This is a genomic window from Micromonospora okii (genome assembly GCF_020884795.1).
Classification (GTDB): domain Bacteria; phylum Actinomycetota; class Actinomycetes; order Mycobacteriales; family Micromonosporaceae; genus Micromonospora; species Micromonospora okii.
Map to the genome: position 1 here is coordinate 71,774 of NZ_BBZF01000012.1, position 24,496 is coordinate 96,269.

The window sequence follows — 24,496 nt, forward strand, 5'->3', positions numbered from 1 at the left end:
GCCCGCCGGCCGGCGGGGACCGACTTCGACCCGACCTCGAGCCGCGTCGGCTAGCGTCGCGGCATGGAGCACATGCTCGTCACCGGCGGCGCGGGGTTCATCGGCGCCAACTTCGTCCACCGGGCGCTGGCCGCGCGGCCGGGGCTGCGGCTCACCGTCCTCGACGCCCTCACCTACGCGGGAAACCGCGACAGCCTCGCCGGGGTGGCCGACCGGATCACCCTCGTCCACGGCGACGTGTGCGACGGAGACCTGGTCGACGCCCTCGTCCGGGACTGCGACACGGTGGTCCACTTCGCCGCCGAGTCCCACGTCGACAACTCCCTCCAGGACCCCACGCCCTTCCTGCGGACCAACGTCGAGGGCACGTTCGTGCTGCTGGAGGCGGTGCGCCGGCACGACCGACGGCTGCACCACGTCTCCACCGACGAGGTGTTCGGCAGCCTGCCGCTGCGCGGCGACGAGGCGTTCACCGAGCAGACCCCGTACGACCCGTCCAGCCCGTACTCCGCCACCAAGGCGGCCTCGGACCTGCTCGTGCGGGCCTGGGCCCGGTCCTACGGGGTGCGGGCGACGCTGTCGAACTGCGCGAACAACTACGGGCCGTACCAGAACGTGGAGAAGTTCCTGCCCCGGCAGATCACCAACGTGCTGCGCGGGCAGCGGCCGAAGCTCTACGGCACCGGCGAGAACGTGCGGGAGTGGACCCACGTCGACGACCACAACGACGCGGTGCTGCTGATCCTCGACGCCGGCCGGCTCGGCGAGACGTACCTGATCGGCTCCGGCGCGCAGTGGAGCAACCGGGCCCTGCTGGAGCTGACCCTGACGCTGCTCGGCCGCCCCGCCGACGACTTCGACCACGTGCCGGACCGGCCCGCCCACGACCTGCGCTACGCCTGCGACAGCGGCAAGATCCGCCGCGAGCTGGGCTGGCGGCCCCGCTGGGCGGACGTGCCGGACGGGCTGGCCGCCACCGTCGACTGGTACCGGCGCAACGAGTGGTGGTGGGGCCCGCAGAAGGCCGAGACCGAGGCCCGCTACGCGGCCATCGGGCGGTAGACCGGCGGCCCCAGCCAGCTTCGAGCGGCCGTTCCTACCGTGGGGCCATGACTGACTCCAGCGCAACGACAGAGCACGCCGACCCGCCCCGCGGCGTCGTGGTGACCGGCGGCGGAACGGGCATCGGACGGGCGACCGCGCACGCGTTCGCCGATCGGGGCGACCGGGTCCTGGTGGTGGGCCGCACGGAGAGCACCCTCGCGGAGACGGCGAAGGACCGCGACGGCATCACGTACCTCGCGGTCGACGTCACCGACCCCGCCGCGCCCGACGCGATCGTCGAGGCGGCCCTGCGTGACCTCGGCCGCGTCGACGTCCTGGTGAACAACGCCGCGACGGCGGGCTTCGACGCGATGGGCCACCTCGACCCGGCCACCGTCCGGGCCGAGGTGGCGACCAACCTGCTGGCGCCGATCCTGCTCACCCAGCGGGCCGTGGAGCCGCTCGCCGCCACCGGCGGCACCGTGGTCAACATCAGCTCCGCCGGGTCGCTCGGCCTGCGCGCCATGCCGGGCAGCTCCGTGTACGCGGCCACGAAGGTCGGGCTGGACGCGCTGACCCGGACCTGGGCGGTGGAGCTGGCGCCCCGGGGCGTCCGGGTGGTGGGCATCGCGCCGGGGCTCATCGACACCGAGGTCGCCGTCCGGGCCGGCATGTCCCGGCAGGCGTACGACGAGTTCCTCGCCTCGATGCTGCCGCGCATCCCGTCGGGGCGGGTCGGCGTTGCCGAGGACATCGCCTGGTGGGTGGTGGCGCTCACCGAGCACGGCGGCCGGTACGCCAACGGCATGGTGCTCGCCGTCGACGGGGCCCTCTCGGTCACCTGACCCCGCCCGGCACGCCCGGCACGACGGAGGGCGCGACCCACGGGGTCGCGCCCTCCTCGCGTCGCCGGTGGCGCTACGGCCGCAGTGCCGGTGGCGTCACGGCCGCACGGCCAGCCGCCGGCGCTCGGCGTACTCCTTGGCGGCGTGCATGGTGGCGGTGCTGTTGCGGCCCAGCGCCGTCCGCACGTACTTGCGGGCGTCGCCCAGGCTCGCGTCGGGGCCGAGCACCTCCGGCACCGCGTCCGGGATCAGCACCACCCGGTGCGTGGAGGTGACGATCGTGGCGTCCCCGTACGGCTCGACCATCCACTGCCCGGTGTGCACGGACATCAGGGCCGGGGTGCGCAACTGCTTGTAGACGATCCGCCGGTGCGGGAAGCACACCCGCACCGAACGGGTGGTGTGGGTCGAGCCGTCCGGGGTGCGGGTGTCCATCTCCAGCACCTGCAAGCCGGGGGTGTCCTCGGTCAGCTCCACCCGGGCCACGTGCGGCAGCCGACGGTCCCACTGGCCCGCCTCGTTGAGGAAGTCGTACACGTCGGCCGGGTCGCCGTCGACGTGCACCACGTCGTCGAAGGCGAGGAACCGGCCGTCGCCCTCGGCCGGCGACTCGACGGCGGCGCGCAGCGCGGCCAGCTCCGAGCGGCTGTTGCGGTCCACCGCCTGGTGGATCCACGCCGTGGCGGCGGGGTCGTCGCCGACGGCCCGGAAGTCGTGGGTGAGCCGGACCAGGCAGCGCCCGTCCCCGGCCGGCTCGATGATCCACTCGCCGCTCATCGTGGCGACCGGGGGCGCGGAGACCTCCTGGCGGAAGCTGACCCGCCGGGCCTGCGGGTCCAGGTCCCGGCGGGACGTCCAGCCCTTTACGGTGTCGTTGGCGGTGGCCCAGATCCGGATCACCTCCGAGGACTGGCCCCGCTCGACGTGCTCCACGTGCACCGTCGGCGGGAAGACCAGCGGCCAGCGGCTGACGTCCACGACCAGGTCGTAGACGGCGCGGGCCGGGGCGGCGACGATCTCGCGGTGTTCGGTGTGTTCCGGGGGCGGCTGGCTCACGCGTCTCTCCTCAACGGGTCGGGCGGGTCGGGTCGGTTCAGTAGTTGCCGAGGCCGCCGCAGACGTTGAGCGCCTGGGCGGTGATCGAGGCGGCGGTGTCGGTGACCAGGTAGCCGACCAGCCCGGCCACCTCCTCCGGGGTGGAGTAGCGGCCGAGCGGGATCTTCGCCTCGAACCGCTGGAGCACGTCGTCGGTGGTGGTGTTCCAGAAGTCGGCGTACCCGTCGCGGACCCGCTGGGCCATCGGCGTCTCGACGTACCCGGGGCAGACCGCGTTGACGGTGATGCCGGTCTTCGCCAGCTCCAGGCCGAGGGCCTTGGTCAGGCCAACCACCCCGTGCTTCGAGGCCGAGTACGGCGCCCCGTAGATCACGCCCTGCTTGCCCCCGGTGGAGGCGATGTTCACCACCCGCCCCCAGCCGGCCTCCAGCATCCCGCCGGTGGTCAGCACCGCCCGGGTGACCCGGAAGACGCTGTTGAGGTTGGTCTCGATCACGTCGTCCCACAGCTCGTCGGTGATCTTCGCGGTCGCGCCGCCGCCGCTGCGCCCGGCGTTGTTGACCAGCACCCCGATCGGCCCCCAGGCGTCCACCGCCGCGCGCACCAGCGCGTCCACCTCCGCGCCGGAGCGGACGTCGCAGGCGCCGCCGCGCACCTGGAGGCCCTTGTCGCGCAGCGTCTCGGCGGTCCGCTCGACCGCCGCCGCGTCACGGGCGCAGATCCACACCCGGTGGCCCCGCTCGGCCAGCGCCGTCGTCACCGCGAGACCGATTCCGCTCGTCGCGCCGGTCACCAGCGCGACCGGACCGCTCTGCCCTGGCATCTCGTGTCTCCTCACGTCGGCTCACAGGTGCGGTCGAGCGTGCCAGCGGGCGCTCGAGGCTGCCTCGACCGCCGGACGGCCCCGCGACTTCCAGCGAGGTTCAAGGCAGATGCGACCCGCCACGTCCACGGTCGACACCACGACCGCGGCATCCGCGGCTCGGCACCGTTCGGACGTGGGGAGTGTGTTGGACATGCGGGCAGGCGGACTCGATCCTGCGGAACGGGACGCGGTTGTCTTCGTCAACCGGTTCACCGTGCACGCCTCAGCGGAGGACTTTGAGCGGACCTTCTCCGAGACGTCGGAGTTCATGGCGAGCCAGCCGGGCTTCGTCGCGCACACCCTGGTCCGGCACCTGGAGAAGCCCGGCGCGTACGTCAACCTCGCGTACTGGCGCGACGAGGAGTCGTTCCGGCGGGCGCTGGCCCAGCCGGGGTTCGCCCCGCACGCCGCGGCGCTGCGGGCGCTGGCCACCAGCGACCCGAACCTGTACCGGCCGGCCCTGCACCGCGACGCGGCCCCCGCCGCCGGCGGAACCGGCCCCGGCCCGGGGCGGGACACCCGATGACCCGACGGGCCGTCATCACCGGCATCGGCGTGCTGGCCCCCAGCGCCAACGGCAAGAAGTCCTTCTGGGACCTGCTGGCCAGCGGCCGGACCGCCACCCGCCGGATCTCGTTCTTCGACCCGGCCCCGTTCCGCTCCCAGGTGGCGGCGGAGTGCGACTTCGACCCGCTGCGCGACGGGCTGTCCCACCAGCAGGCCCGGCGGATGGACCGGGCCGCGCAGTTCGCGGTGGTCGGCGCGCGGGAGGGGCTGGCCGACAGCGGCCTGGACCTGGACGCCACCGACCCGACCCGGCGGGGCGTGGTGATCGGCAGCGCGGTGGGCTGCACCATGAGCCTGGAGCGCGAGTACGTCGTGGTCAGCGACGGCGGCGCGCGCTGGCTGGTCGACCAGGGCCACGCCGTGCCGCACCTGTTCGACTACCTGGTGCCCAGCTCGATCGCCCGGGAGGTCGCCTGGGAGGTGGGCGCGGAGGGGCCGGTCTCGCTGGTCTCCACCGGCTGCACCTCCGGGCTGGACGCCGTCGGCCGGGCCGCCGAGCTGGTGGTCGAGGGCGCCGCCGACGTGATGGTCTGCGGGGCCACCGACGCGCCGATCTCGCCGATCACCATGGCCTGCTTCGACGCGATCAAGGCGACGACCCCGCGCAACGACGACCCGGCGACCGCGTCGCGGCCGTTCGACCGCACCCGCAACGGGTTCGTCCTCGGCGAGGGGTGCGCGGTGTTCGTCCTGGAGGAGCTGGAGCACGCCCGCCGCCGGGGGGCGCGCCTCTACGCCGAGGTGGCCGGCTTCGCCTCGCGGGCCAACGCGTACCACATGACGGGGCTGCGGCCCGACGGCGTGGAGATGGCCGAGGCGATCCGGGCGGCGCTGGCGCGGGCCCGGACCGCGCCGGACGAGGTGGACTACGTCAACGCGCACGGCTCCGGCACCAAGCAGAACGACCGGCACGAGACGGCGGCGGTCAAGCGCAGCCTCGGCGCGCACGCGTACGCCACCCCGGTCAGCTCGATCAAGTCGATGATCGGCCACTCGCTCGGCGCCATCGGCTCGCTGGAGATCGCCGCCTGCGTGCTGGCCATGGAGAACAACGTGGTGCCGCCGACGGCGAACCTGCACGAGCCCGACCCGGAGTGCGACCTGGACTACGTGCCGCTGCGGGCCCGCGAGCACCGGGTCGACACCGTGCTCAGCGTCGGCAGCGGCTTCGGCGGCTTCCAGACGGCGATGGTGCTGCGCCGGCCGGAGCGGAGCGCGGCGTGACGGCGGCCCTGGTGACCGGGCTGGGCGTGATCAGCCCCGCCGGCCTCGACACGGAGACCCACTGGGCCAACACCCTCGCCGGCCGCTGCGCGATCGGGCCGCTCACCCGCTTCGACGCCTCCGGGTACGCCAGCACACTGGCCGGGGAGGTGCCCGAGTTCGACCCGCGCGAGCACCTGCCGGGGCGGCTCGTCCCGCAGACCGACCACATGACCCGGCTGGCCCTGCTGGTGGCCGACGCCGCGCTCGCCGACACCGACGTGGACGTGGCGGCGCTGGGCGAGTTCGGGGTGGGCGTGGTGACCGCGAGCAGCGCCGGCGGCTTCGAGTTCGGCCACCGGGAGCTGGAGAAGCTGTGGAGCCGGGGGCCGGAGCACGTCAGCGCGTACCAGTCGTTCGCCTGGTTCTACGCGGTGAACACCGGCCAGATCTCCATCCGGCACGGGATGCGCGGGCCCAGCGGGGTGCTCGTGACCGAGCAGGCCGGCGGCCTCGACGCGCTCGGGCAGGCCCGCCGGCACGTGCGGGGCGAGCTGCCGATGATGGTCACCGGCGGGGTGGACGGCTGGCTGTGCCCGTGGGGCTGGGTGGCCCACCAGGCCAGCGGCTGCCTGAGCCGCAGCACCGACCCGGGCCGGGCGTACCTGCCCTTCTCGGCCGACGCCGCCGGCTACGTGCCGGGGGAGGGCGGCGCGCTCTTCGTCGTCGAGTCGGCCGAGTCCGCCCGCGCCCGCGGCGCCCGGCCCCGGTACGGCGTCGTCGCCGGCTACGCGGCCACCTTCGACCCGCCGCCCGGCTCCGGCCGGGAGCCCTCGCTGCGCCGGGCCATCGAGGCGGCGCTGGCCGACGCGCGTGTCGCCCCGGCCGACGTGGACGTCGTCTTCGCCGACGCGGTGGGCCTGCCCGAGCTGGACGCCGCCGAGGCGCGGGCGCTCGCGGCGGTGTTCGGCCCGTACGGCGTCCCGGTCACCGTGCCGAAGACCATGACCGGCCGGCTGGGGGCCGGCGGCGCGGCGCTCGACGTGGCCAACGCGCTGCTCAGCATCCGCGACGGCGTGCTGCCGCCGACGGTGAACGTGACCGGGCCGGCGCCCGGCCACGAGCTGGACCTGGTGACCACCGCCCGCGAGGCGCGGGTGCGCACCGCGCTGGTCGTGGCGCGCGGTCACGGCGGCTTCAACTCCGCCCTGGTCGTCACCGCCTGACGGCCCCGAACCCCTCGAAGGAGAAGACATGGCGACCCTCGATCTGCCGGTCCTGCGGGACATCCTGCGCGAGTGCGCGGGCGAGGACGACGCGGCCGACCTGGGCGGCGACATCCTCGACGTGCCGTTCAGCGACCTCGGCTACGACTCGCTGGCCCTGCTGGAGACCGCCAGCGTGATCCAGCGCCGCTTCGGCGCGCGCCTCGCCGACGACGCCGTCACCCAGGCGCAGACCCCCCGGGCGCTGCTCGACCTGACCAACCGGGCCATCGCCGGCGACGGCTGACCCGACCCGACCGACCACCCGACCCACGACCCACGAGAGCCGAGGAGGCACCCGCATGAGCAGGAACATCGACGCCGTACGCCGGATGGTGGTGGCGTACAACACCGGGCAGACCGACGACGTCGCCGAGTACATCCACCCCGACTACCTCAACCCGGCCTCCCTGGAGCACATGGACCTGCGGGGCCCGGCCGCCTTCGCGATGGCCGTGAAGTGGCTGCGGATGACCTTCTCCGAGGAGGCCCACCTGGAGGAGGTCCGCTACGAGGAGAAGGGCGACTGGGTCCGGGCGTACCTCGTCCTCTACGGCCGGCACGTGGGCAACCTGGTCGGGATGGAGGCGACCGGCCGCCGCTTCTCCGGCGAGCAGATCCACCTGATCAAGCTGGTCGACGGCAAGATCCGCGACCACCGGGACTGGCCGGACTACCAGGGCACCTACCGCCAGCTCGGCGACCCGTGGCCGACCGCCGAGGGCTGGCGGCACTGACCCTCGCCGACCGCGCGGTGCCCCGGCCGGCGTCGCCCGCCGGCCGGGTCCCGCGCCCGGCATTCCGTTTCCGACCCGACCGAAGGGAAGACGCGATGATCCTCGTCACCGGCGCGACCGGAAAGGTGGGCAGGCACGTGGTGGCCCGCCTGCGCGAGGCGGGCCACCGGGTCCGCGCCCTGAGCCGCGACCCCGCGCGGGCCGACCTGCCGCCCGACGTCGAGGTGGTGGCCGGCAGCCCCGGCGACGCCGACGCGTCCGCCGCCGCGCTGGCCGGCGTGGACGCCGCGTTCGTCTGCCTGGTGGGCGACGTGGAGGCCGGGGCGCGGCCCTTCGCCGAGGCGATCCGGCGGGCCGGCGGCGTGCGCCGGCTGGTGCTGCTGTCGTCGTCGGCCGTGCTGCACCCCGTGCGGCACCGCATCGGCGACGAGCACCGCGCCGCCGAGGAGCTGATCGGCGCGGCGGCCCCGGACGCCACCCTGCTGCGGCCCGGCCCGTTCCACACCAACTCGCTGTGGTGGGCGAAGTCCATCCGGGAGCAGGGCCGGGTGCGTTGCCTGGTGGGCAACAACCCCGGCGCCCCCGTCGACCCGGACGACCTGGCCGCGGTGGCCGTGGCGGCGCTGACCTCCGGCGAGCACGCCCGCCGCCGGTACGAGCTGACCGGCCCGGAGGTGCTCACCTCCGCCGAGCAGGTCCGCGTCATCTCCGACGTGCTCGGCCGGGACCTCGACTTCGAGGTGGCCGCCCCCGAGGAGGTGGTGGCGACGTTCGCCTCGATCACCGGCGACCGACCGGCCGCGGAGACCAACGTCGCGGCGCTGCACAGCCCACGGGTGCCCTGGGGGCGCACCAACGGCACCGTCGAGCGGCTGCTCGGCCGCAAGCCGCGCACCTTCCGCGACTGGGCGGCCGAGCACGCCCACCTGTTCCGATGACCCGACCGTCCGGGAAGGACCGTACGATGGCCGACAGCAACCGCACCATCCTCGTCACCGGGGCCACCGGCACCCAGGGCGGCGCGACCGTCCGGGCGCTGCTCGCCCGGGGCCGCCCGGTGCGCGCCCTGGTCCGCGACCCGGGCACCGACGCCGCGCGGGCGCTCGCCGCGGCCGGCGTGTCGCTGGTGACCGGCGACCTCAACGACCAGGCCTCCCTGCGGGCGGCGATGGCCGACGTGCACGGGGTGTTCAGCGTGCAGACCTTCATGACCCCCGGCGGGCTGGGCGCGGAGCTGCGCCAGGGCCGCGCGGTCGCCGACGCTGCGGCGGCCACCGGCGTACGCCACGTCGTCTACAGCTCGGTCGGCGGTGCGGACCGCGCCAGCGGGGTGCCGCACTTCGAGACCAAGTGGACGATCGAGCGGCACCTGCGGTCGCTGGGCGTGCCCACCACGGTGCTGCGCCCCACCTTCTTCATGGACAACTTCGCCGCCTGGGGCCCCCAGGCGGTCGACGGCACCCTGGTGGTGCGGCTGCCGCTGAAGCCGCAGACCCGGGTGCAGCTCATCGCCGCCGAGGACATCGGGGTGTTCGCCGCGACCGCCTTCGACGACCCGGACACCTACGTCGGGGCGGCCCTCGAACTGGCCGGCGACGAGCTGACCGGCCCGGAATTGGCCGCCCGCTTCGGCGAGCTGGCGGGGATGCCCGCCCGGTTCGAGGAGCGCAGCCTCGACGAGGCGGCGGCCGACCCGTGGATCCCGTACAGCCACGAGATCGCGGTGATGTTCGAGTGGTTCCAGACCGACGGGTACGCCGCCGACATCGCGGCGCTGCGGGCCCGCCACCCGGGGCTGCGCACCTTCGCCGACTGGCTGCGCGCGATCGGCTGGCGCGTCCCGGCGCCCGCCGCCGGGTGACCCCTGCGGCCGGGACGCCGCGCCCCCGCGTATGTTGTATCGTACGGCATACGGCAGCGCCGAGGATGGAGGGGCGATGAGTCCGGACGACCGGGGCAGGGGTGTCGCCGATCCGGCCCGGAGCTTGGCCCTGCTCTGGGGGCCCCGTGGCCCGGACGCCCGCAGCAGGTCCAACCTCGGCGTCGAGAAGATCGTCCTCGCGGCCGTCGACATGGTCGACGCGGACGGGCTGGCCGAGCTCTCCATGCGCCGGCTCGCCCAGGCGCTCGGCGTCGGCGTGATGTCCCTCTACACGTACGTGCCGGGCAAGGCGGAGCTGATCGAGCTGATGATCGACACCGTCTACGGCGAGACCGTCGGCCCCGACCCCCTGCCGGCCGGGTGGCGGGTGGCCCTGGAGCGGGTGGCCCGCACCAACTGGGAGCTCTACCGCCGCCACCCCTGGGTGCTGCGCATCCCGGTGGGTCGCCCGCCGCTGGGTCCGCACGCCATGGCGAAGTACGAGTACGAGCTGCGCGCCGTCGAGGGGCTCGGCCTGACCGAGGTCGAGATGGACTCGACCGTGCGGCTGGTCACCGACTACGCCGAGGGGGTCGCCCGGCGGGCCGTCGAGGCGTCCGTGCTGGAGCGGGAGAGCGGGATGACCGACGAGCAGTGGTGGCGGGTCTGCGGGCCGCTGCTCGGCGCGTTCGTCGACGGGGCCCGGTTCCCGGTCGCCACCCGGGTCGGTTCGGCGGCCGGGGCCGCCCACGGCGGGTCGTACTCCCCGGAACACGCCTTCGAGTTCGGGCTCCAGCGCCTGCTCGACGGCATCGAGGTCTTCATCGCGGCCCGGACGGCGCAGGCCGGGGTGACCCCCGGCTGACCCGGCCGCCCGTCGGGCGGGTGTCGCCCGGCCGCCGCTCACGGCGGCCGGGCGCACGTTCGTGCCGGCGCGTTGCCGCTGCTGGCGTGCCTGTCGTCCGGGTGGCGCGCCGGCGCGGGCAACGCCACCGTATGCGCTACCGTATGCTGTACGCTAACCGTCGTCGAACTGTGTCCATCAGGTGTGTTCAGGAGGGAGCGACGTGACAGCGGGCAATTACGCGATTGTCGCGGAGGGACTGCGCAAGCGGTACGGGGACAGGTACGCCCTGGACGGCTTCGACCTACGGGTCCGGCCGGGCACGGTGTGCGGCCTGCTCGGCCCGAACGGGGCCGGCAAGACCACCTCCGTGCGGATCCTCTCCACCCTGCTGCGCTTCGACGAGGGCCGCGCCGAGGTCGCCGGCTTCGACGTGGCGCGCCAGGCCGACCAGGTGCGCTACCGCATCGGCCTGGTCGGGCAGAACGCCGCCGTCGACGAGGTGCTCAGCGGCTACCAGAACCTGGTCATCTTCGGCCGGCTGTTCCACCTCGGCGCCAAGCGCGCCCAGCAGCGCGCCAACGAGCTGCTGGAGCGCTTCGGGCTCGCCGACGCCGGCAGCAAGCCGGTCAAGGCGTACTCGGGCGGCATGCGCCGCCGGCTCGACCTGGCTGCCGGGATGATCCTGACGCCGTCGGTGCTCTTCCTCGACGAGCCGACCACCGGGCTGGACCCGCGCAGCCGCAACGAGGTGTGGGAGTCGGTCCGGGAGCTGGTCCGTTCCGGCACCACGGTCCTGCTCACCACCCAGTACCTCGACGAGGCCGACCAGCTCGCCGACCAGATCTCGGTGATCGACACCGGGAAGGTCATCGCCGAGGGCACCCCCGACGAGCTGAAGGCCCAGCTCGGCGGCGACCGCATCGACCTGGTCGTGCACAACGCCGCCGATCTGGCTTCGGCCGCCGCGCAGCTCCGCCAGGTGGCCGGCACCGAGCCCGAGGTCGACCCGGACCGCCGCTTCCTCAGCGCCCAGGTCGGGCACCGGGCCGCCGCCCTCACCGAGGTGCTGCGGGGGCTCGACGCCGCAGGCGTCACCGTCGAGGACGTGGCGCTGCGCCGCCCCACGCTGGACGAGGTCTTCCTGCACCTGACCGGCCGCCGCCCGCAGACCGCCGAGGAGGCCGAGGCGGCCGAGAAGGAGAAGAAGGCGAAGAAGGGCAAGGGGCGCAAGGGCAAGGGCGACGAGTCGAAGTCCGGCAGCCCCCGCTCGGAGAACGTCGAGGAGGTTCCCGCGTGACCAGCGCGACCCTGCCCGGCGCCGCGTCGCCGGACGTGGTGCACGGCCGTCCGTCCCTGCTGGGCGACAGCGTCACCCTGACCCAGCGCAGCCTGGCCCACTGGCGCCGCAACCCGGGGCCGCTGATCGCGTCCCTCGGGTTCAACATCGTCATGGTGCTGATGTTCGCCTACCTGTTCGGCGGCGCGTTGCAGGTGCCCGGCGGCGGCAGCTACCGCGAGTTCCTGATGCCCGGCATGTTCGCCATGACCATGGTGTTCGGCATCAGCCTCACCACGCTCGCCGTCTCCGCCGACATGGACCGCGGGGTCACCGACCGCCTCCGGTCGATGCCCGTCTCCCCGCTGGCCCCACTGATCGGCCGGGCCGTGGCCGACATGTTCTTCGCCGTGGTCACCCTCGCGGTGATGCTGCTGGCCGGCCTCGCGGTCGGCTGGCGGGCGCACGGCGGCGTCGGCGACACCCTCGCCGCGTTCGGGCTGATCCTGCTGCTGCGCTTCGCCCTGGTCTGGGTGGGCATCTTCCTCGGCCTGGTGATGAAGGGCCAGGAGGCCGTGGCCGGCGTGCAGACCCTGGAGTTCCCGCTCGGCTTCCTGTCCAACGCCTTCGTCTCGCCGGCCACCATGCCGGGGTGGCTGGGCGCGATCGCCGAGTGGAACCCGCTGTCGGCGACGGTCGGCGCGATCCGGGAGCTGTTCGGCAACCCCGGGTGGGGCGGCGAGTCCTGGGTGGTGCAGAACTACCCGATGATGGCGGTGATCTGGCCGATCGTGCTGGTCGCCATCTTCCTGCCGCTGTCGTTGAGCAAGTACCGGTCCTTGAGTAGCTGACGAGTGCGCTCGGAGCGCCGCATCGCACGATGAGGCGCACGCTGCCCCCGGCCGACGGGAGTCGCCGGGGGCAGCTTCGTGCCATCCGCGCCCGGCCAGGCCGGCCGCGCGGGTGGACCGTCGAGGAGGAGGAGCCGTGAGAAGGAAGAGAGCCGTACCCGCGATCGCCGCCCTGGCCGTCGCCGCCGCCGTGGGCCTGGCCCCGGCCGAAGGGCCGGTGCGGGCCGCCGGGCGGGCCGACCCGGCCGCCGGGGGCGCGGCGGCGACGGCCCGGGGCCTGCCAGCGCTGCCCCCGAAATGCCGGAAGCTGACCTTCCCGGTGGCGCTGACCGAGGGCGGCCCGGTGGACCAGCGGATCGCCGGCACCCTGTGCCTGCCCCGGCGGGGCGCGGCGCGCACGGTCCAGGTGCTGATCCCCGGCGGCACCTACGGCCAGGCGTACTGGTTCCTGCGCGGCGACCCGCGCCGGCCGTCCTACGTGGAGACGATGACCCGAGCCGGGTACGCGGTGCTGGCCATCGACCGGCTCGGCGCGGGCCACAGCTCGGCGCCCCCGTTCGACCGGTACGCCCCGGACACCCAGCAGGCGGTGATGACGCAGCTCGTCCGCGCCGTCCGCGCGGGCGGGGCCGGCGGGCGGAGCTTCGACCGGATCGTCCTCGTCGGCCACTCGTTCGGGGCCACCCTGGCCCGCACGATCGGCATCCACCGGCCGCACGACGTCGACGGGCTGATCCTCACCGCGGAAGCGAGCGCCCGGGTGGAGATCCCCTGGAACGACGTCATCCACGCCGCCGGTCAGGACCCGAAGTTCGCCTCCCGGGGCCTGGACCCGGCCTACTACACCACCCGGCCGGGCCTAAGGGGCGTCTGGTTTTACGACCGGTCCAACGCGCACCCGGCGGTGATCGCCCTCGACGAGCTGACCAAGCAGCCCGACGTCTACACCGAGGAGTTCCCGCTGCCGGAGGAGAACGTGGCCATCCGCGTGCCGGTGCTCATCGTGGTCGGCCAGCACGACCGGCTGGTCTGCGGCGCGGAGGGCAGCGACTGCTCCAGCTCCCGGGCGCTGCTGGCGCAGGAGAAGCGCTGGTACCCGAACGCGCCGCTGCGGGTCGAGGTCGTCGGCCGCACCGGGCACGCGCTCAACCTGCACCGCAGCGCGCCGGCGTGGATGAGCGTCGCCCGCGACTGGGTCGACCGGAACGTGGGCGCCGGCCGGCGCTGACGTACCGGCGTGCGGCGGGAGCCGGTGGGGGGCCGTGCCCGGCCTTCCGCCGGCCTCCCACCCCGCCTGCGCGGGCCTGCTGACTGCGCCCGCCCCGCCCCGCCCAGCCCCGCCCCGCCCAGCCCCGCCCCGCCCAGCCCCGCCCCGCCCTACCGCGATGGTGGCGGGGCGGCGCTGTTCTCCGTATTGCGCCTGCACCCTTGGCGTAACGCAGCGTGAATTCCCTCGACGGCGCGCCCAACCCCTTCGCCCCCTTTGCTCTGCTTCCCCATATGCAACGATCACCCAGCGCAAGAAACCCGCCTCTCCGCGGTCAGGCTCGTATCCTGCGCATGACCAGCTCAGGGCGTGTGTTGCGTAGGTTGGTGCAGAGCAAAGGGGCGGGTGGGAGTGTGGGCGGCCGACGGCTCGTGACGCAGAGTCCAATCGGGGGCCGTGGTGAGTCAGGTCTCGCAGCCGTGACGGATCGTGACCGGCGTGCGGCGGGCCCGCAGCGGCCGGCGACGCGGTGCCGGCTGCGGGCCTGGCAAAGGGTGAACCGGTCGGCCGCCTGCTCGTGAACAATGAGCCGCTACCCGCTGCGCTCCACGCCGTCTTCGGGCCAGTCGCCGCCAGCGAGGAGTTCCCACGGGCATCCCCCGGCGGCAGGGCCCCCGACCGAGCGGAACGAGCACCCGGTGGCGAACCACCGGGTGCTCGTTGCCGTGCGGACGCCGGCCGGGGCTGCTCCCGCCCCGGCCTGCCGCCCGGTCAGGGGCGGTCGGGTCCGACCGGGGTCGGCCGCGTGTTCGTGGAGCGGCGGATGAAGAGTGCGACGACGAGCGTGGCGAGCGCGAAGGCCCCGCCGGCGACGAAGCTCGCCGACATGCCGCGCAGGAAGACGTACCCGCCGATCGCCTCCTGCGGCAGGTCGGCCGGGACGCTGCCGGCCGCCCGGGTGCTGGCCGCGGTCATCACGGTGACCAGGACGGCGAGCGCCAGTGACGCGCCCAGCGTGGTGGTCGCGCTGATCATGCTGGACGCCGAGCCGGTCTCGTCGTCGTCCACCCCGGAGGTGCCCAGGACGGTGGCCGGGATCGTGCCCAGGGCGATGCCCGCGCCGAGCAGCAGCAGCGCCGGCAGCACGTCGGTGGCGTAGGTGGTGTCCAGGTCCAGCCGGGACAGCAGGAGGTTCGACGCGACCAGCATGGCCGCGCCGAGGACGACCAGCGGCCGGGCGCCGACCTTCGGCTGGAGCTTCACCACGGCCCCGGCCAGGGCCAGCAGGGTGACCGTCACGGGCAGGAAGGCCAGCGCCGCGACCAGCGGCGAGAAGCCCAGCCCCTGCTGGAAGAACTGGGTCAGGAAGAAGAGCTGGCCGATCTGGCTGCCCTGCACGAGTAGCACCGCCAGGTACGCGCAGACCCGGTTGCGGTCGGCGAAGAGGCGGGGCACCACGATCGGCTGCCGGGCCCGGCGTTCGATCGCCACGAAGGCCAGCAGCAGGACGACCCCGGCGGCGATCAGCCCCTGCACCGTCGGGCTGCCCCAGCCCTCGCTGCCGGCGGCGGAGAGCGCCCAGACCAGCGCCCCGACGCCGAGGGCCGAGGTGAGCGCCCCGGCGACGTCGAAGCGGCCCGGGTTCGGCTCGGTCTCCCGCACCACGAACGGCGCGCAGAGCAGCACCAGCGCGCCGATCGGCACGTTGAGCATCAGCACCCAGCGCCACGAGCTCGCCGAGGTGAGGGTGCCGGCCAGCAGCAGGCCGAGCGCCGCGCCCAGCCCGCCGACGGCCGTGTAGACGGCGATGGCGCGCCGACGCAGGGGGCCCTCGGCGAACATGCTCACGATCAGGGCCAGGACGCAGGGCGCGGTGAGCGCGGCGCCCACGCCCTGCACCGCGCGGGCGGTGATCAGCATCCACGGCTCGGTGGCCAGCCCCCGGGCCAGGCAGGCCACGGAGAACAGGGCCACGCCGGCGAGGAAGACCTTCCGCCGGCCGAGGATGTCCCCGGCGCGCCCGCCGAGCAGCAGCAGGCCGCCGAAGGTGAGCAGGTAGGCGTTGATCACCCAGGACAACGCGACGGGATCGAGGGCCAGTTCGGCGCTCATCCCGGGCAGGGCGATGTTGACGATCATCTCGTCGATCAGGATCATCGTCTGGCCGGCGACGACGACCGCCAGCGCGATGCCGTACCGGGCGGGGGTGCTCCTCGCCGGCGGTGCGGCGGTCAGGGACGCGGACATCGGGGATCTCCTGTCTCGTGCGGGTCGGGGGTGCGGGACATCACGCGGCCCGGCGGCGCGGCTCGCCGGCGGCAGCCGAGGCGACGGCGTCGCCGCTGGCCGGGGTGAGACCGGCCGAGGCGACGGCCGGGTCGACCGTGGCGGGAGAGCCGCCGGGCCAGCGGGCGAGCAGCACGCCGAGCACGGCGACGACCATGCCGGCCACCTGGAGGCCGGTCACCGGGGTGTCCTCCAGCCAGACGCTGCCCAGCAGCAGCACCACCGGCACCAGGTAGAGCACGGTGGAGGAGAGGACCGGGCCCTCGTCGCGGACCATCCGCACGAAGAACGTGAAGACCACGGCGGTGTTGAGGATGCCGAGCACGGCCAGGGCGATCAGGACCTCGGTGGACCAGGTCGGGGCGGGGCCCCAGTCCTGCCAGGTGAGGGTCAGCGCCGCCCAGCCCACGCCGAACAGCGCCTGGCTGGCCGAGAGCACCAGCGGGCGCATCCCCTCGTCCCGCATCACCCGGACCATGTAGAACAGCGCGTAGCCGTAGGCCACGGCCGCGACGAAGTTGATCAGCGAACTCCAGGTGAACCAGCGGCCGATCTCCTCCCACGGCGGGAACATCAGCAGCACCCCGACGAAGCCGACCAGCACCCCGGCGGCCAGCCGGCCGCCCCCGACCCGCTGCCGCAGCAGCGGCGCGAGCAGCAGCGCCCAGAGCGGGACGCTGGCGTTGAACACCGACACCACGCCGACGTCCTCGCCGGTCGCGTCGGGCACGAGCTGCACCAGCAGCACCGGCAGCGCGTTGACCAGGAACGAGATCAGCAGCAGGCGCAACCAGACCTGGGGGCGGCGGGGCAGCGCCGAGGCCGTCAGGGCGACGATCGCCAGCATGGCCGCCGCGCCGACGGCGACCCGGATGAGGCTGAACTGCGTCGGGTTCATGCCCCCGAGCGCCATCTTGATCCAGAAATAGGTCGAGCCCCACATCAGGGCCACTGCGCCGAAACGCATCAACGCACCACTGCTCACGGTCGATCCCTTCACGAAGGCGGCGTCGGCTCACGGGCCGGCCCGGCTGCGTCACAGGCTTCTGGCCTCGCATCGAGCGCCGACGGAGAACCGCTGGACAGCGGCCCCCGCCCACTCCCGTCCGGCCCGCGAGGGGTTCTCCAGCGGGCCGGGGAAGCATCGCGGTCACCGACACCGCCGACCAGGCGAACAGAGAGGGCGGCACTGATGACCGTGCAGATCGACAACGCCGCGGACCGGACGGCCTTCGCGCGGGTCTACGCCGAGGTCCAGCAGTTCTACGCCCGGCACATGTACCTGCTCGACAGCGGCGCGGGCCGGGAGTGGGCCGAGACGTTCACCTCCGACGGGGTCTTCGCGCCCCCGTCCGCCCCGCGACCGATCGCGGGCCGCGCGGCGCTGGCCGCCGGCGTCGAGCAGGCGCACGCCGAGCTGCGGGAGAAGGGAGAGCAGCACCGGCACCTGCTGCTCTCCGTGGACGTCCGGCCGCAGATGGACGGGTCGCTGGCGGTGCGCAGCTACGCGCAGATCATCGCCACGCCCCGGGGCGGCGAGCCCCGGGTACACCTGATGTGCGTCACCCACGACGTGCTGGTCCGCGACGCCGACGGGCGGCTGCTGGTCCGGCACCGTCGGGTCACCCGGGACGACCGGCCCTGACCCACCGACTCCGCGACCCGGCGGCGCGTAGGGAAGCCGTGCCGCCGGGTCGCGGGCCCACGAGTTCAGCGGGTGGGGCGCCGACCCCGGGTCAGTAGGTGGGGAGCAGGCCCCGCTCGCGCAGCTCGCGCAGGGACGGGGCGGCCAGGTCCCGGTCCGAGACGATCGTCGCCAACCCGGTCGGCCAGGGCAGGTCGAGGTCGGCGTCGAACGGGTGGACGGTCAGCTCCCGCCCCGGGACGTACTCCTCGTCGCAGAGGTAGAGCACCACCGCCCGGTCGGTCAGCGCCACGAACGAGTGCCCGACGCCGCGCGGGATGCGCACCGCCCGGGGCTCGTCCTGGCTGAGCCGGGTCCCCGACCAGCGACCGAAGGTGGGGGAGCCGACCCGCAGGTCGACCAGCACGTCCAGCACCTCCCCGTGCGCGCAGGAGACGACCTTGACCTGCCCCGGGCCGTCCGGGAAGTAGTGCACGCCCCGGATGACCCCCCGGCGCGACACCGACAGGCTGGCCTGCACCGCCCGGAAGCCGGCCCCGGTCTCCTCGGCCAGGGTGCTGTCGCGGAACACCTCGACGAAGTGGCCGCGCACGTCGGGGTGGGGGGTCAGCGGGGCGTTCCACACGCCGGGCAGCTCGACCCCGGTCTGCGCGGGGGCCGACGAAACAGTGGACATGGCGGGCTCCGTTCACGGTCGGTGGGACGGAAACGGCCGGGCGGGGCCGGCCGGAGCCCACGGTCGCCGCCGGCCCTCAAGGAACCGTCCAGATCCGAGCGGCCCGCCGGAAGCCCGGTCCAGCCCGGCTGGGCCGGTTCTCGAGCGGACCCGGGCAGTCTCGACCCCGATCGGCCGGCGGCCACCGCCGGCGGTTGACCGACGCGACGGAGGGTGCGGCGTGCTGCTGGCGGAACAGGTACGCGAACCGGAGGCGGAGCGGGGACTGACGCGCCGGCTCCAGCTCACAGAGGGGCTGCTCTGGTTGCGGGCGGCCCAGGGCGACCCGTACGCCGCGCTGCTCTGCGGCGTGCCCGGCGGGGAACCCGAGCGGCTGCGGGGGCGGGGGCCGCTGTGGCGGGCCGCGACCGGCGACTGGGTGGTGACCGACCACGCCACGGCGGCGCGGGCGCTGGCCGGCGACGGCGTGGAGCCGGTCACCCCGTTCGGGCTGCCCGCCGACCCGCCCGGCGGGATCGACGCCGCCGCCGGCGTACCCGGGGAACTGCCCGCGCGGTGCGACCTGGCGGCGGTGGCCCGGCGCGGCGCGGCGCGGGCGCTGGCCGGCGGCGACGCGGCGACGGTGGAGCTGCTGGCCGACGCCGAGCCGGCGCTGGACGCGCTGCTGCGCCCGCAGGACCCGGAGCGCACCCGGCGGGCGGTCGCGGCCGGCGCGGCGCTGAGCGGGCGCGCCGCGCGGCCGTTGCTCGCGGCGACCGGGGTGCGCCTCGCCGCGACCCTGGCCGTGAACGCGGTCGCCGCGCTGCTCGCCGCCGACGCCTGGGGCCGGCTCGCGGCGGAGCCGGGCCTCGCCCCCCGGGCGGTGGCCGAGACGCTGCGCCACGCGCCGCCGCTGCGGCTGCTCCCGCTCACCGTCACCGGCGCGCCCGGCTGGGGCGACGGGCAGCTCGCCGCCGGGGACCGGGTGGTGCTGCTGCTCGGCGTGGCCAACCGCGATCCCGCCGCCTTCGCCGACCCGGACCGCTTCGACCCGGACCGCCCGGCGGGGCCGGTGCTGGTCCCGGGCGGCCCGCTGGCCGGGGCCGTCGACTTCGCCCGGGGGTACGCCGAGGCGCTGCTGGCCCGGCTCGCCGCCGCCGCGCCCCGGCTGCGCGCCGACGCCCCGCCGGTGCGCCCCGGCCGGGCCCCGGTGACGGCGGCGGCGGCGCGGTTCGACGTGCGGGCGGACTGAGACCGTGGAGAGGAGAGAACCGATGCGCGTCCTGTTCGTCAGCATGCCCCACCCCACCCACTGGTTCCCGATGGTGTCGCTGGCCTGGGCGTTGCGCGCCGCCGGCCACGAGGTCCGGGTCGCCAGCCAGCCCGACCTGACCGACGCGATCACCGGCGCCGGGATGACGGCCGTCCCGGTCGGCGCCCCCGAGTGGTACGCCTCCGACCCGTGGGCCCCCGAGCTGCTCGGCGAGCTGATGGGCGCGGGCGGCTCCGAGCACGTGCAGAACTTCGACTGGGCCCGGGAGGACCCGGCCCGGTGGGACTGGGCCGGCCTGCTGGAGCTCGAAAAGGTGATGGTCCCGACGCTGTTCGCCTCGTTCAACAGCGGGTCGATGATGGACGACCTGGTCGCGTTCGCCCGCTCCTGGCGGCCGGACCTGGTGGTCTGGGAGCCGCTCACGATGGCCGGCGGGGTGGCCGCGACGGTCACCGGCGCGGCGCACGCCCGGCTGCTCTACGGCCCCGACATCACCATGCGGGCCCGGCGGGAGTTCCTGCGTCTGGCCGAGCGGCGCGACCCGGCCGACCGGGAGGACCCGACGGCCGAGTGGCTGTCGGACACGCTCGCCCGGTACGGCGCCCGCTACGACGAGACCGTCCGCACGGGGCACGCGACGATCGACACCACCCCGCCGTCCACCCGGCTCGACCTCGGCCTGCCCACGATCGGGATGCGCAACGTGCCGTACAACGGCCGGGCCGTGGTGCCGGACTGGCTGCGCACCCCGCCCGAGGGGCGGCGGCGGATCTGCCTCACCCTCGGCGTCTCCGACGAGCTGGACCGCTCCGCCGCGTCGCTGGGCGAACTGCTCGCCGGCATGGCCGACCTCGACGTGGAGATCGTCGCCACGCTGAACGAGGCGCAGCGCCGGGAGGTGCCCGACGTGCCGGCGAACACCCGGGTCGTGAGCTTCGTCCCGCTGCACGACCTGATGCCCACCTGCGCCGCGATCGTGCACCACGGCGGCGTGGGCACCCGGGCAACCGCCGAGGTGCACGGCGTGCCGCAGCTCATGATCGCGTACGGCTGGGACACCGTGGAGAAGGCGCGGCGCACCGAGGAGCTGGGCGCGGGCCTCTGCCTGCCCGCCGCCGAGGCCACCGTGGACGCCGTCCGGGCCGCCGTGCTGCGGTTGCTGGACGAGCCGGCGCTGCGGGCCGGGGCGCGCGCCCTGCGCGACGAGGCGCTGGCCCAGCCGAGCCCCGCCGAGACGGTCGCCGCGCTGGAGGAGCTGGTCGCGCGGCACCGGGCGCCGGCCGGCGCCGGGGCGCTCTGATGCCCGTGCCGGGCCGCCTGCTCCCGCCGCCGCCCGGCGGCCCCGCAGTCACCGCCCCGTCGGACCGGGGCGTGCTGGCCGACCGGATCGCCCGCTCGGCCGCCGACCCCGGCGACGGTACGGCCGGCGTGCTGGGTTGGCTCGCCGACCTCGCGCAACGCTCCTTCACGACGGCCGAACGCGTGCCGCTGGAGGAGCTGGCCGGCTGGAAGACCGACCCGCGCACCGGAGACCTCGTCCACGACACCGGCCGGTTCTACACGATCCACGGGCTCGACGTGACCGCGCCCGACGGCCCGGTCCCGCACTGGCGACAGCCGATCATCGACCAGCCGGAGGTCGGCGTCCTCGGCATCCTCGCCCGGGAGTTCGACGGGGTGCTCCGCTTCCTCCTCCAGGCCAAGGCCGAGCCGGGCAACGTCAACGGGTTGCAGCTCTCGCCGACCGTGCAGGCCACCCGGAGCAACTACACCGGGGCGCACCGGGGGCGGGCGGTGCCGTACCTGGAGTACTTCCAGCGGCGCGACCGGCGCACGGTGATCGCCGACGTGCGCCAGTCCGAGCAGGGCGCGTGGTTCCGCCGCAAGCGCAACCGCAACATGGTCGTCGAGGTGCGCGAGGACGTCGAGGTGCGCGAGGGCTTCCGTTGGCTGACCCTCGGCCAGCTCCACGGCCTGCTCGCCGTCGACGACGTGGTCAACATGGACACCCGCACCGTGCTGGCCTGCCTGCCGCTGACCGGCGCGGCCATGCACGAGGGCGACGGGCCCGCGACCGGCGGGACGGCCGACGACGGGTTCCGCGAGGCCCTGCGCCGCTCCGCCCGGTGCGCGGACGGCGCGGCGCACCCGACGCCGGAGCTGCTGAGCTGGCTGACCGACCGGCGCAGCACCGTCGAGCTGCGCACCCGGCGGATCGGGCTGGCCGAGACCGACGGCTGGCGGCGGCGCGACGGCCGCATCTCGCACGAGCGCGGCCGGTTCTTCGACGTCGTCGGGGTGGCGGTGCGGGCCCGGGGACGGGAGGTGGACGGCTGGGACCAGCCGATGATCGCCGCCGTCGGCACGGGGATCGTCGCGTTCCTGGTCCGCCGCGTCGACGGCGTGCTGCACGCACTGGTGCACGCCCGCGCCGAGCCGGGCTTCGTCGACGTGGTGGAACTCGCCCCGACCGTGCAGTGCCAGCCGGACAACCACATCGACCTGCCGGCCGCGGCCCGCCCGCCGTACCTGGACGAGGTGCTGCGCGCCGCGCCGGAGCGGGTCCGGTTCGCCGCCACCCTCTCCGAGGAGGGCGGCCGGTTCTTCCACACCCGCAACCGCTACCTGGTGGTGGAGGTCGGGCCGGCGGGAGTGCCGGAGCACCCCGACTACCGCTGGGTCACCCTCCGCCAGCTCGACGGCCTGCTGCGGCACAGCCACTACCTCAACGTGGAGGCGCGCAGCCTGGTCGCCTGCCTGCACAGCCTCCGGCACCCGAATCGAGGAGAGTCATGACCACTACCCCCGTCGGCGTCGCGCCGGCCCCCGACACCGTGGACCCGGCCGGACCGGACGCCGCGCTGATCCGCGACATGGTGCGGATCCGCTGCGTCGAGGAGGAGCTCTGCGACCGCTACCGCGACGACCAGGAGATGAGGACACCGACGCACTTCTCCATCGGCCAGGAGGCCACCGCCGTCGGGGTCTGCGCCGCCACGGGCCCCGACGACCTGGTCTTCACCGGGCACCGCTCACACGCGCCGTACCTGGCCAAGGGGGGTGACCTGCGGGCGATGGTGGCGGAGCTGTACGGCCGCGAGGCGGGCTGCGCGCGGGGCCGGGGCGGCTCGATCCACCTGATCGACCGGGCGGCAGGCTTCGCCGGCTCGGCGGCCATCCTCGGCGAGATGATCCCCGTGGGGGTCGGCGCGGGCTGGTCGGCGGCGCTGCGCGGGCGGTCCTCGGTGGCGCTGACCTTCTTCGGCGACGGCGCGACCGAGGAGGGGGTGTTCCACGAGTCGATCAACTTCGCCCAGGTGCACCGGGTGCCGGTGGTCTTCGTCTGCGAGAACAACCTGTACTCGATCTCGTCGCCGCTGCGCCAGCGGCAGCCCGCCGGGTCGACCATCACCGACCGGGTCGCCGCGTACGGGCTGTGGGCCCGGTCGGTCGACGGCAACGACGTGTACGCCGTGCGGGCCGCCGCCCGCGCCGCCGTGGCCCGGTGCCGCGAGGGCGCCGGCCCGGCGTTCCTGGAGCTGCACACCTACCGGTGGCGCGAGCACGTGGGCCCCGGCTGGGACCACGACCACGGGTACCGCGCGAAGGAGGAGATCGACGACTGGATCGCCCGCTGCCCGATCCGCCGGGCCACGGACGCGATCCGCGACGCCGAGCCGCGCGTGGACGACTGGGTGCGGCAGTGGGAGCAGCGGTACCGCGAGGAGGCCCGCGCCGCGGTCCGGTTCGCCCGTGCCGCCGCCTGGCCGTCGGTGGCGAACCTGCTCGACGGCGCGTACGAGACCGTCGGGCGCTGAGGACCGGGAGGAGACCGTGATGCGAGAGCTGACGTACTGGCAGGCGATCAGCGAGGCGACCATGCAGTGCATGGCCGACGACCCGTCCGTCCTGGTGCTGGGGGAGGGGGTGGACGACCACAAGGGCACGTTCGGCACCACGAAGGCCGCCTACGAGCGGTACGGCGCGGCCCGGGTGGTCGACGTGCCGAACTCGGAGAACGCCTGCGCGGGCATCGCCATCGGGGCGGCGGCCAACGGGCTGCGCCCGCTGGTGGTGCACACCCGGGCGGACTTCATGTTCCTCGCCCTGGACGTCATGGTGAACCTCGCGGCGAAGTGGCGCTACATGTACGGCGACCAGGGCGGGGTGCCGGTGGTGACCCGGGGCGTGGTGGGGCGGGGCTGGGGCCAGGGGGCGACCCACTCGCAGAGCCCGCACGCCACGTTCGCCCACTACGCCGGCCTGTACGTGGCCACCCCGGCGTCCCCGGCCGACGCGAAGGGCCTGCTGGTGACGGCGTTGCGCGGGGACACCCCGGTGGTGCTGATCGAGAACCGTAACCTGTACCCGCTGACCGGGCCGGTGCCGGAGGAGCCGGAGCCGGTGCCGTTCGGGGTGGGCCGGATCGCCCGCGCGGGCGACGACGTGACGGTGGTGGCCGCGTCGCTGATGGTGCACGAGGCGGAGCGGGCCGCCGAGCAGCTCGCCGCGCGGGGGATCAGCGTGGAGGTGGTCGACGTGCGCAGCATCCGGCCGCTGGACGAGCGGATCATCTGCGAGTCGGTGGCCCGCACCGGCCGGCTGGTGGTCGCCGACACGAGCTGGGCCCGGTACGGCCTGGCCGCCGAGGTGGCCGCCGTGGTCGCCGAGAACGTGCCGGAGACGCTGCGGGCCCCGGTGCGCCGGGTGGCGCTGCCGGACAGCCCCGCGCCGGTGTCCTGGCCGCTGGAGGAGGCGTTCCACCCGGGGGCGGACGCCGTCGTGGAGGCGTGCCTCGCGCTCGTCGGCGACGACCGGGGGTCGTTGCCGAGGTTGAGCAGCGTGGCCGCCGAGTTCCACGGGCCGTACTGACCCCCGGCCGCCGGGTCGGGCCGGCCGGCGGGTGCGCCGGCCCGACCCGCGCGGTCGGCACGAGTGGGGCACGAGGCCCCGATCGTGTAGCCTACGGTACGTTGTACGCTAGCGTTGTCACTCCGTCGGCGGGCGCTCGTC

General features: G+C 74.9%; 24 protein-coding genes. 19 read left to right on the top strand and 5 right to left on the bottom strand.

Annotated features, from left to right (window positions below; all coding sequences use genetic code 11):
• Positions 1 to 72: 72 nt before the first annotated feature.
• Complete coding sequence (rfbB, locus tag LPU43_RS00375; RefSeq protein ID WP_255684266.1) at positions 73 to 1,062, top strand: dTDP-glucose 4,6-dehydratase; 990 nt, start codon at positions 73 to 75, stop codon at positions 1,060 to 1,062.
• Between the two features lie 47 nt (positions 1,063 to 1,109).
• Positions 1,110 to 1,889: an SDR family NAD(P)-dependent oxidoreductase gene (locus LPU43_RS00380; RefSeq protein ID WP_229397663.1), complete on the top strand. Its 780-nt coding sequence runs from the start codon at positions 1,110 to 1,112 to the stop codon at positions 1,887 to 1,889.
• Between the two features lie 96 nt (positions 1,890 to 1,985).
• On the opposite strand, the gene LPU43_RS00385 is transcribed toward LPU43_RS00380, so the two are convergent.
• Both LPU43_RS00385 and fabG read right to left on the bottom strand, forming a co-directional pair.
• The gene (locus tag LPU43_RS00385; RefSeq protein WP_229397666.1) at positions 1,986 to 2,945 is read right to left on the bottom strand and encodes an aromatase/cyclase; all 960 of its coding nucleotides are present in this window, start codon (positions 2,943 to 2,945) and stop codon (positions 1,986 to 1,988) included.
• Positions 2,946 to 2,982: 37 nt separating this feature from the next.
• On the bottom strand, positions 2,983 to 3,768 hold the full coding sequence (gene fabG / locus LPU43_RS00390) for a 3-oxoacyl-ACP reductase FabG (RefSeq protein ID WP_229397668.1): 786 nt from the start codon (positions 3,766 to 3,768) through the stop codon (positions 2,983 to 2,985).
• A gap of 193 nt (positions 3,769 to 3,961) precedes the next feature.
• On the opposite strand from fabG, the gene LPU43_RS00395 reads away from it, so the two are divergent.
• From LPU43_RS00395 to LPU43_RS00445, 11 genes are all read left to right on the top strand, one after another.
• Complete coding sequence (locus LPU43_RS00395; protein WP_229397670.1) at positions 3,962 to 4,336, top strand: antibiotic biosynthesis monooxygenase family protein; 375 nt, start codon at positions 3,962 to 3,964, stop codon at positions 4,334 to 4,336.
• The gene (locus LPU43_RS00400) at positions 4,333 to 5,601 is read left to right on the top strand and encodes a beta-ketoacyl-[acyl-carrier-protein] synthase family protein (RefSeq protein ID WP_229397672.1); all 1,269 of its coding nucleotides are present in this window, start codon (positions 4,333 to 4,335) and stop codon (positions 5,599 to 5,601) included. Before LPU43_RS00395 ends, LPU43_RS00400 begins: the two co-directional genes overlap by 4 nt.
• Entirely contained in the window at positions 5,598 to 6,806 is a 1,209-nt protein-coding gene (locus LPU43_RS00405) for a ketosynthase chain-length factor (protein WP_229397674.1), read from the top strand. The genes LPU43_RS00400 and LPU43_RS00405 overlap by 4 nt, the downstream gene beginning before the upstream one ends.
• 28 nt (positions 6,807 to 6,834) lie before the next feature.
• Positions 6,835 to 7,092, top strand: a complete 258-nt coding sequence (locus tag LPU43_RS00410; protein WP_229397676.1) for an acyl carrier protein — start codon at positions 6,835 to 6,837, stop codon at positions 7,090 to 7,092.
• 55 nt (positions 7,093 to 7,147) lie between these two features.
• Positions 7,148 to 7,582 carry an ester cyclase gene (locus tag LPU43_RS00415; RefSeq protein ID WP_229397678.1) on the top strand — a complete coding sequence of 145 codons (435 nt, stop codon included), beginning with the start codon at positions 7,148 to 7,150 and terminating at the stop codon, positions 7,580 to 7,582.
• Between the two features lie 95 nt (positions 7,583 to 7,677).
• Positions 7,678 to 8,520 carry an SDR family oxidoreductase gene (locus LPU43_RS00420; RefSeq protein WP_229397680.1) on the top strand — a complete coding sequence of 281 codons (843 nt, stop codon included), beginning with the start codon at positions 7,678 to 7,680 and terminating at the stop codon, positions 8,518 to 8,520.
• Between the two features lie 26 nt (positions 8,521 to 8,546).
• Entirely contained in the window at positions 8,547 to 9,443 is an 897-nt protein-coding gene (locus tag LPU43_RS00425; RefSeq protein ID WP_229397682.1) for an NmrA/HSCARG family protein, read from the top strand.
• Positions 9,444 to 9,519: 76 nt separating this feature from the next.
• Positions 9,520 to 10,308, top strand: coding sequence for a TetR/AcrR family transcriptional regulator (locus tag LPU43_RS00430; RefSeq protein WP_229397684.1), 789 nt, complete (start codon positions 9,520 to 9,522; stop codon positions 10,306 to 10,308).
• Positions 10,309 to 10,510: 202 nt separating this feature from the next.
• The gene (locus tag LPU43_RS00435) at positions 10,511 to 11,587 is read left to right on the top strand and encodes an ATP-binding cassette domain-containing protein (protein WP_229397686.1); all 1,077 of its coding nucleotides are present in this window, start codon (positions 10,511 to 10,513) and stop codon (positions 11,585 to 11,587) included.
• Positions 11,584 to 12,417 (top strand): ABC transporter permease, encoded by an 834-nt coding sequence (locus tag LPU43_RS00440; protein WP_229397688.1) that lies wholly within the window; start codon positions 11,584 to 11,586, stop codon positions 12,415 to 12,417. The genes LPU43_RS00435 and LPU43_RS00440 overlap by 4 nt, the downstream gene beginning before the upstream one ends.
• Before the next feature lie 136 nt (positions 12,418 to 12,553).
• A complete protein-coding gene (locus tag LPU43_RS00445; RefSeq protein ID WP_229397690.1) occupies positions 12,554 to 13,645 on the top strand; it encodes an alpha/beta hydrolase in 1,092 nt (363 codons plus the stop codon).
• 750 nt (positions 13,646 to 14,395) lie between these two features.
• On the opposite strand, the gene LPU43_RS00450 is transcribed toward LPU43_RS00445, so the two are convergent.
• Together LPU43_RS00450 and LPU43_RS00455 are read right to left on the bottom strand one after the other, a co-directional pair.
• Positions 14,396 to 15,871 (bottom strand): MFS transporter, encoded by a 1,476-nt coding sequence (locus tag LPU43_RS00450; RefSeq protein WP_229397692.1) that lies wholly within the window; start codon positions 15,869 to 15,871, stop codon positions 14,396 to 14,398.
• Positions 15,872 to 15,911: 40 nt separating this feature from the next.
• Positions 15,912 to 16,877, bottom strand: a complete 966-nt coding sequence (locus LPU43_RS00455) for a DMT family transporter (RefSeq protein WP_229397694.1) — start codon at positions 16,875 to 16,877, stop codon at positions 15,912 to 15,914.
• A gap of 225 nt (positions 16,878 to 17,102) precedes the next feature.
• Here LPU43_RS00455 and LPU43_RS00460 point away from each other — a divergent pair, with 225 nt between their 5' ends.
• Complete coding sequence (locus tag LPU43_RS00460) at positions 17,103 to 17,555, top strand: nuclear transport factor 2 family protein (protein WP_229397696.1); 453 nt, start codon at positions 17,103 to 17,105, stop codon at positions 17,553 to 17,555.
• A gap of 91 nt (positions 17,556 to 17,646) precedes the next feature.
• Here the strand turns inward: LPU43_RS00460 and LPU43_RS00465 are convergent, their stop codons facing one another.
• Entirely contained in the window at positions 17,647 to 18,231 is a 585-nt protein-coding gene (locus LPU43_RS00465; RefSeq protein ID WP_229397699.1) for a dTDP-4-dehydrorhamnose 3,5-epimerase family protein, read from the bottom strand.
• A 220-nt stretch (positions 18,232 to 18,451) separates the two neighbouring features.
• On the opposite strand from LPU43_RS00465, the gene LPU43_RS00470 reads away from it, so the two are divergent.
• Genes LPU43_RS00470 through LPU43_RS00490 form a run of 5 tightly spaced genes read left to right on the top strand, consistent with a single transcriptional unit; the run spans position 18,452 to position 24,355 of the window.
• Positions 18,452 to 19,462 carry a cytochrome P450 gene (locus LPU43_RS00470; RefSeq protein ID WP_229397701.1) on the top strand — a complete coding sequence of 337 codons (1,011 nt, stop codon included), beginning with the start codon at positions 18,452 to 18,454 and terminating at the stop codon, positions 19,460 to 19,462.
• A 22-nt stretch (positions 19,463 to 19,484) separates the two neighbouring features.
• Entirely contained in the window at positions 19,485 to 20,783 is a 1,299-nt protein-coding gene (locus LPU43_RS00475) for an activator-dependent family glycosyltransferase (RefSeq protein WP_229397703.1), read from the top strand.
• Complete coding sequence (locus LPU43_RS00480; protein ID WP_229397705.1) at positions 20,783 to 22,279, top strand: NDP-hexose 2,3-dehydratase family protein; 1,497 nt, start codon at positions 20,783 to 20,785, stop codon at positions 22,277 to 22,279. Before LPU43_RS00475 ends, LPU43_RS00480 begins: the two co-directional genes overlap by 1 nt.
• Entirely contained in the window at positions 22,276 to 23,301 is a 1,026-nt protein-coding gene (locus tag LPU43_RS00485) for a thiamine pyrophosphate-dependent dehydrogenase E1 component subunit alpha (RefSeq protein WP_229397707.1), read from the top strand. Before LPU43_RS00480 ends, LPU43_RS00485 begins: the two co-directional genes overlap by 4 nt.
• Before the next feature lie 19 nt (positions 23,302 to 23,320).
• Positions 23,321 to 24,355 (top strand): alpha-ketoacid dehydrogenase subunit beta, encoded by a 1,035-nt coding sequence (locus LPU43_RS00490; RefSeq protein ID WP_229397709.1) that lies wholly within the window; start codon positions 23,321 to 23,323, stop codon positions 24,353 to 24,355.
• Positions 24,356 to 24,496: the final 141 nt, after the last annotated feature.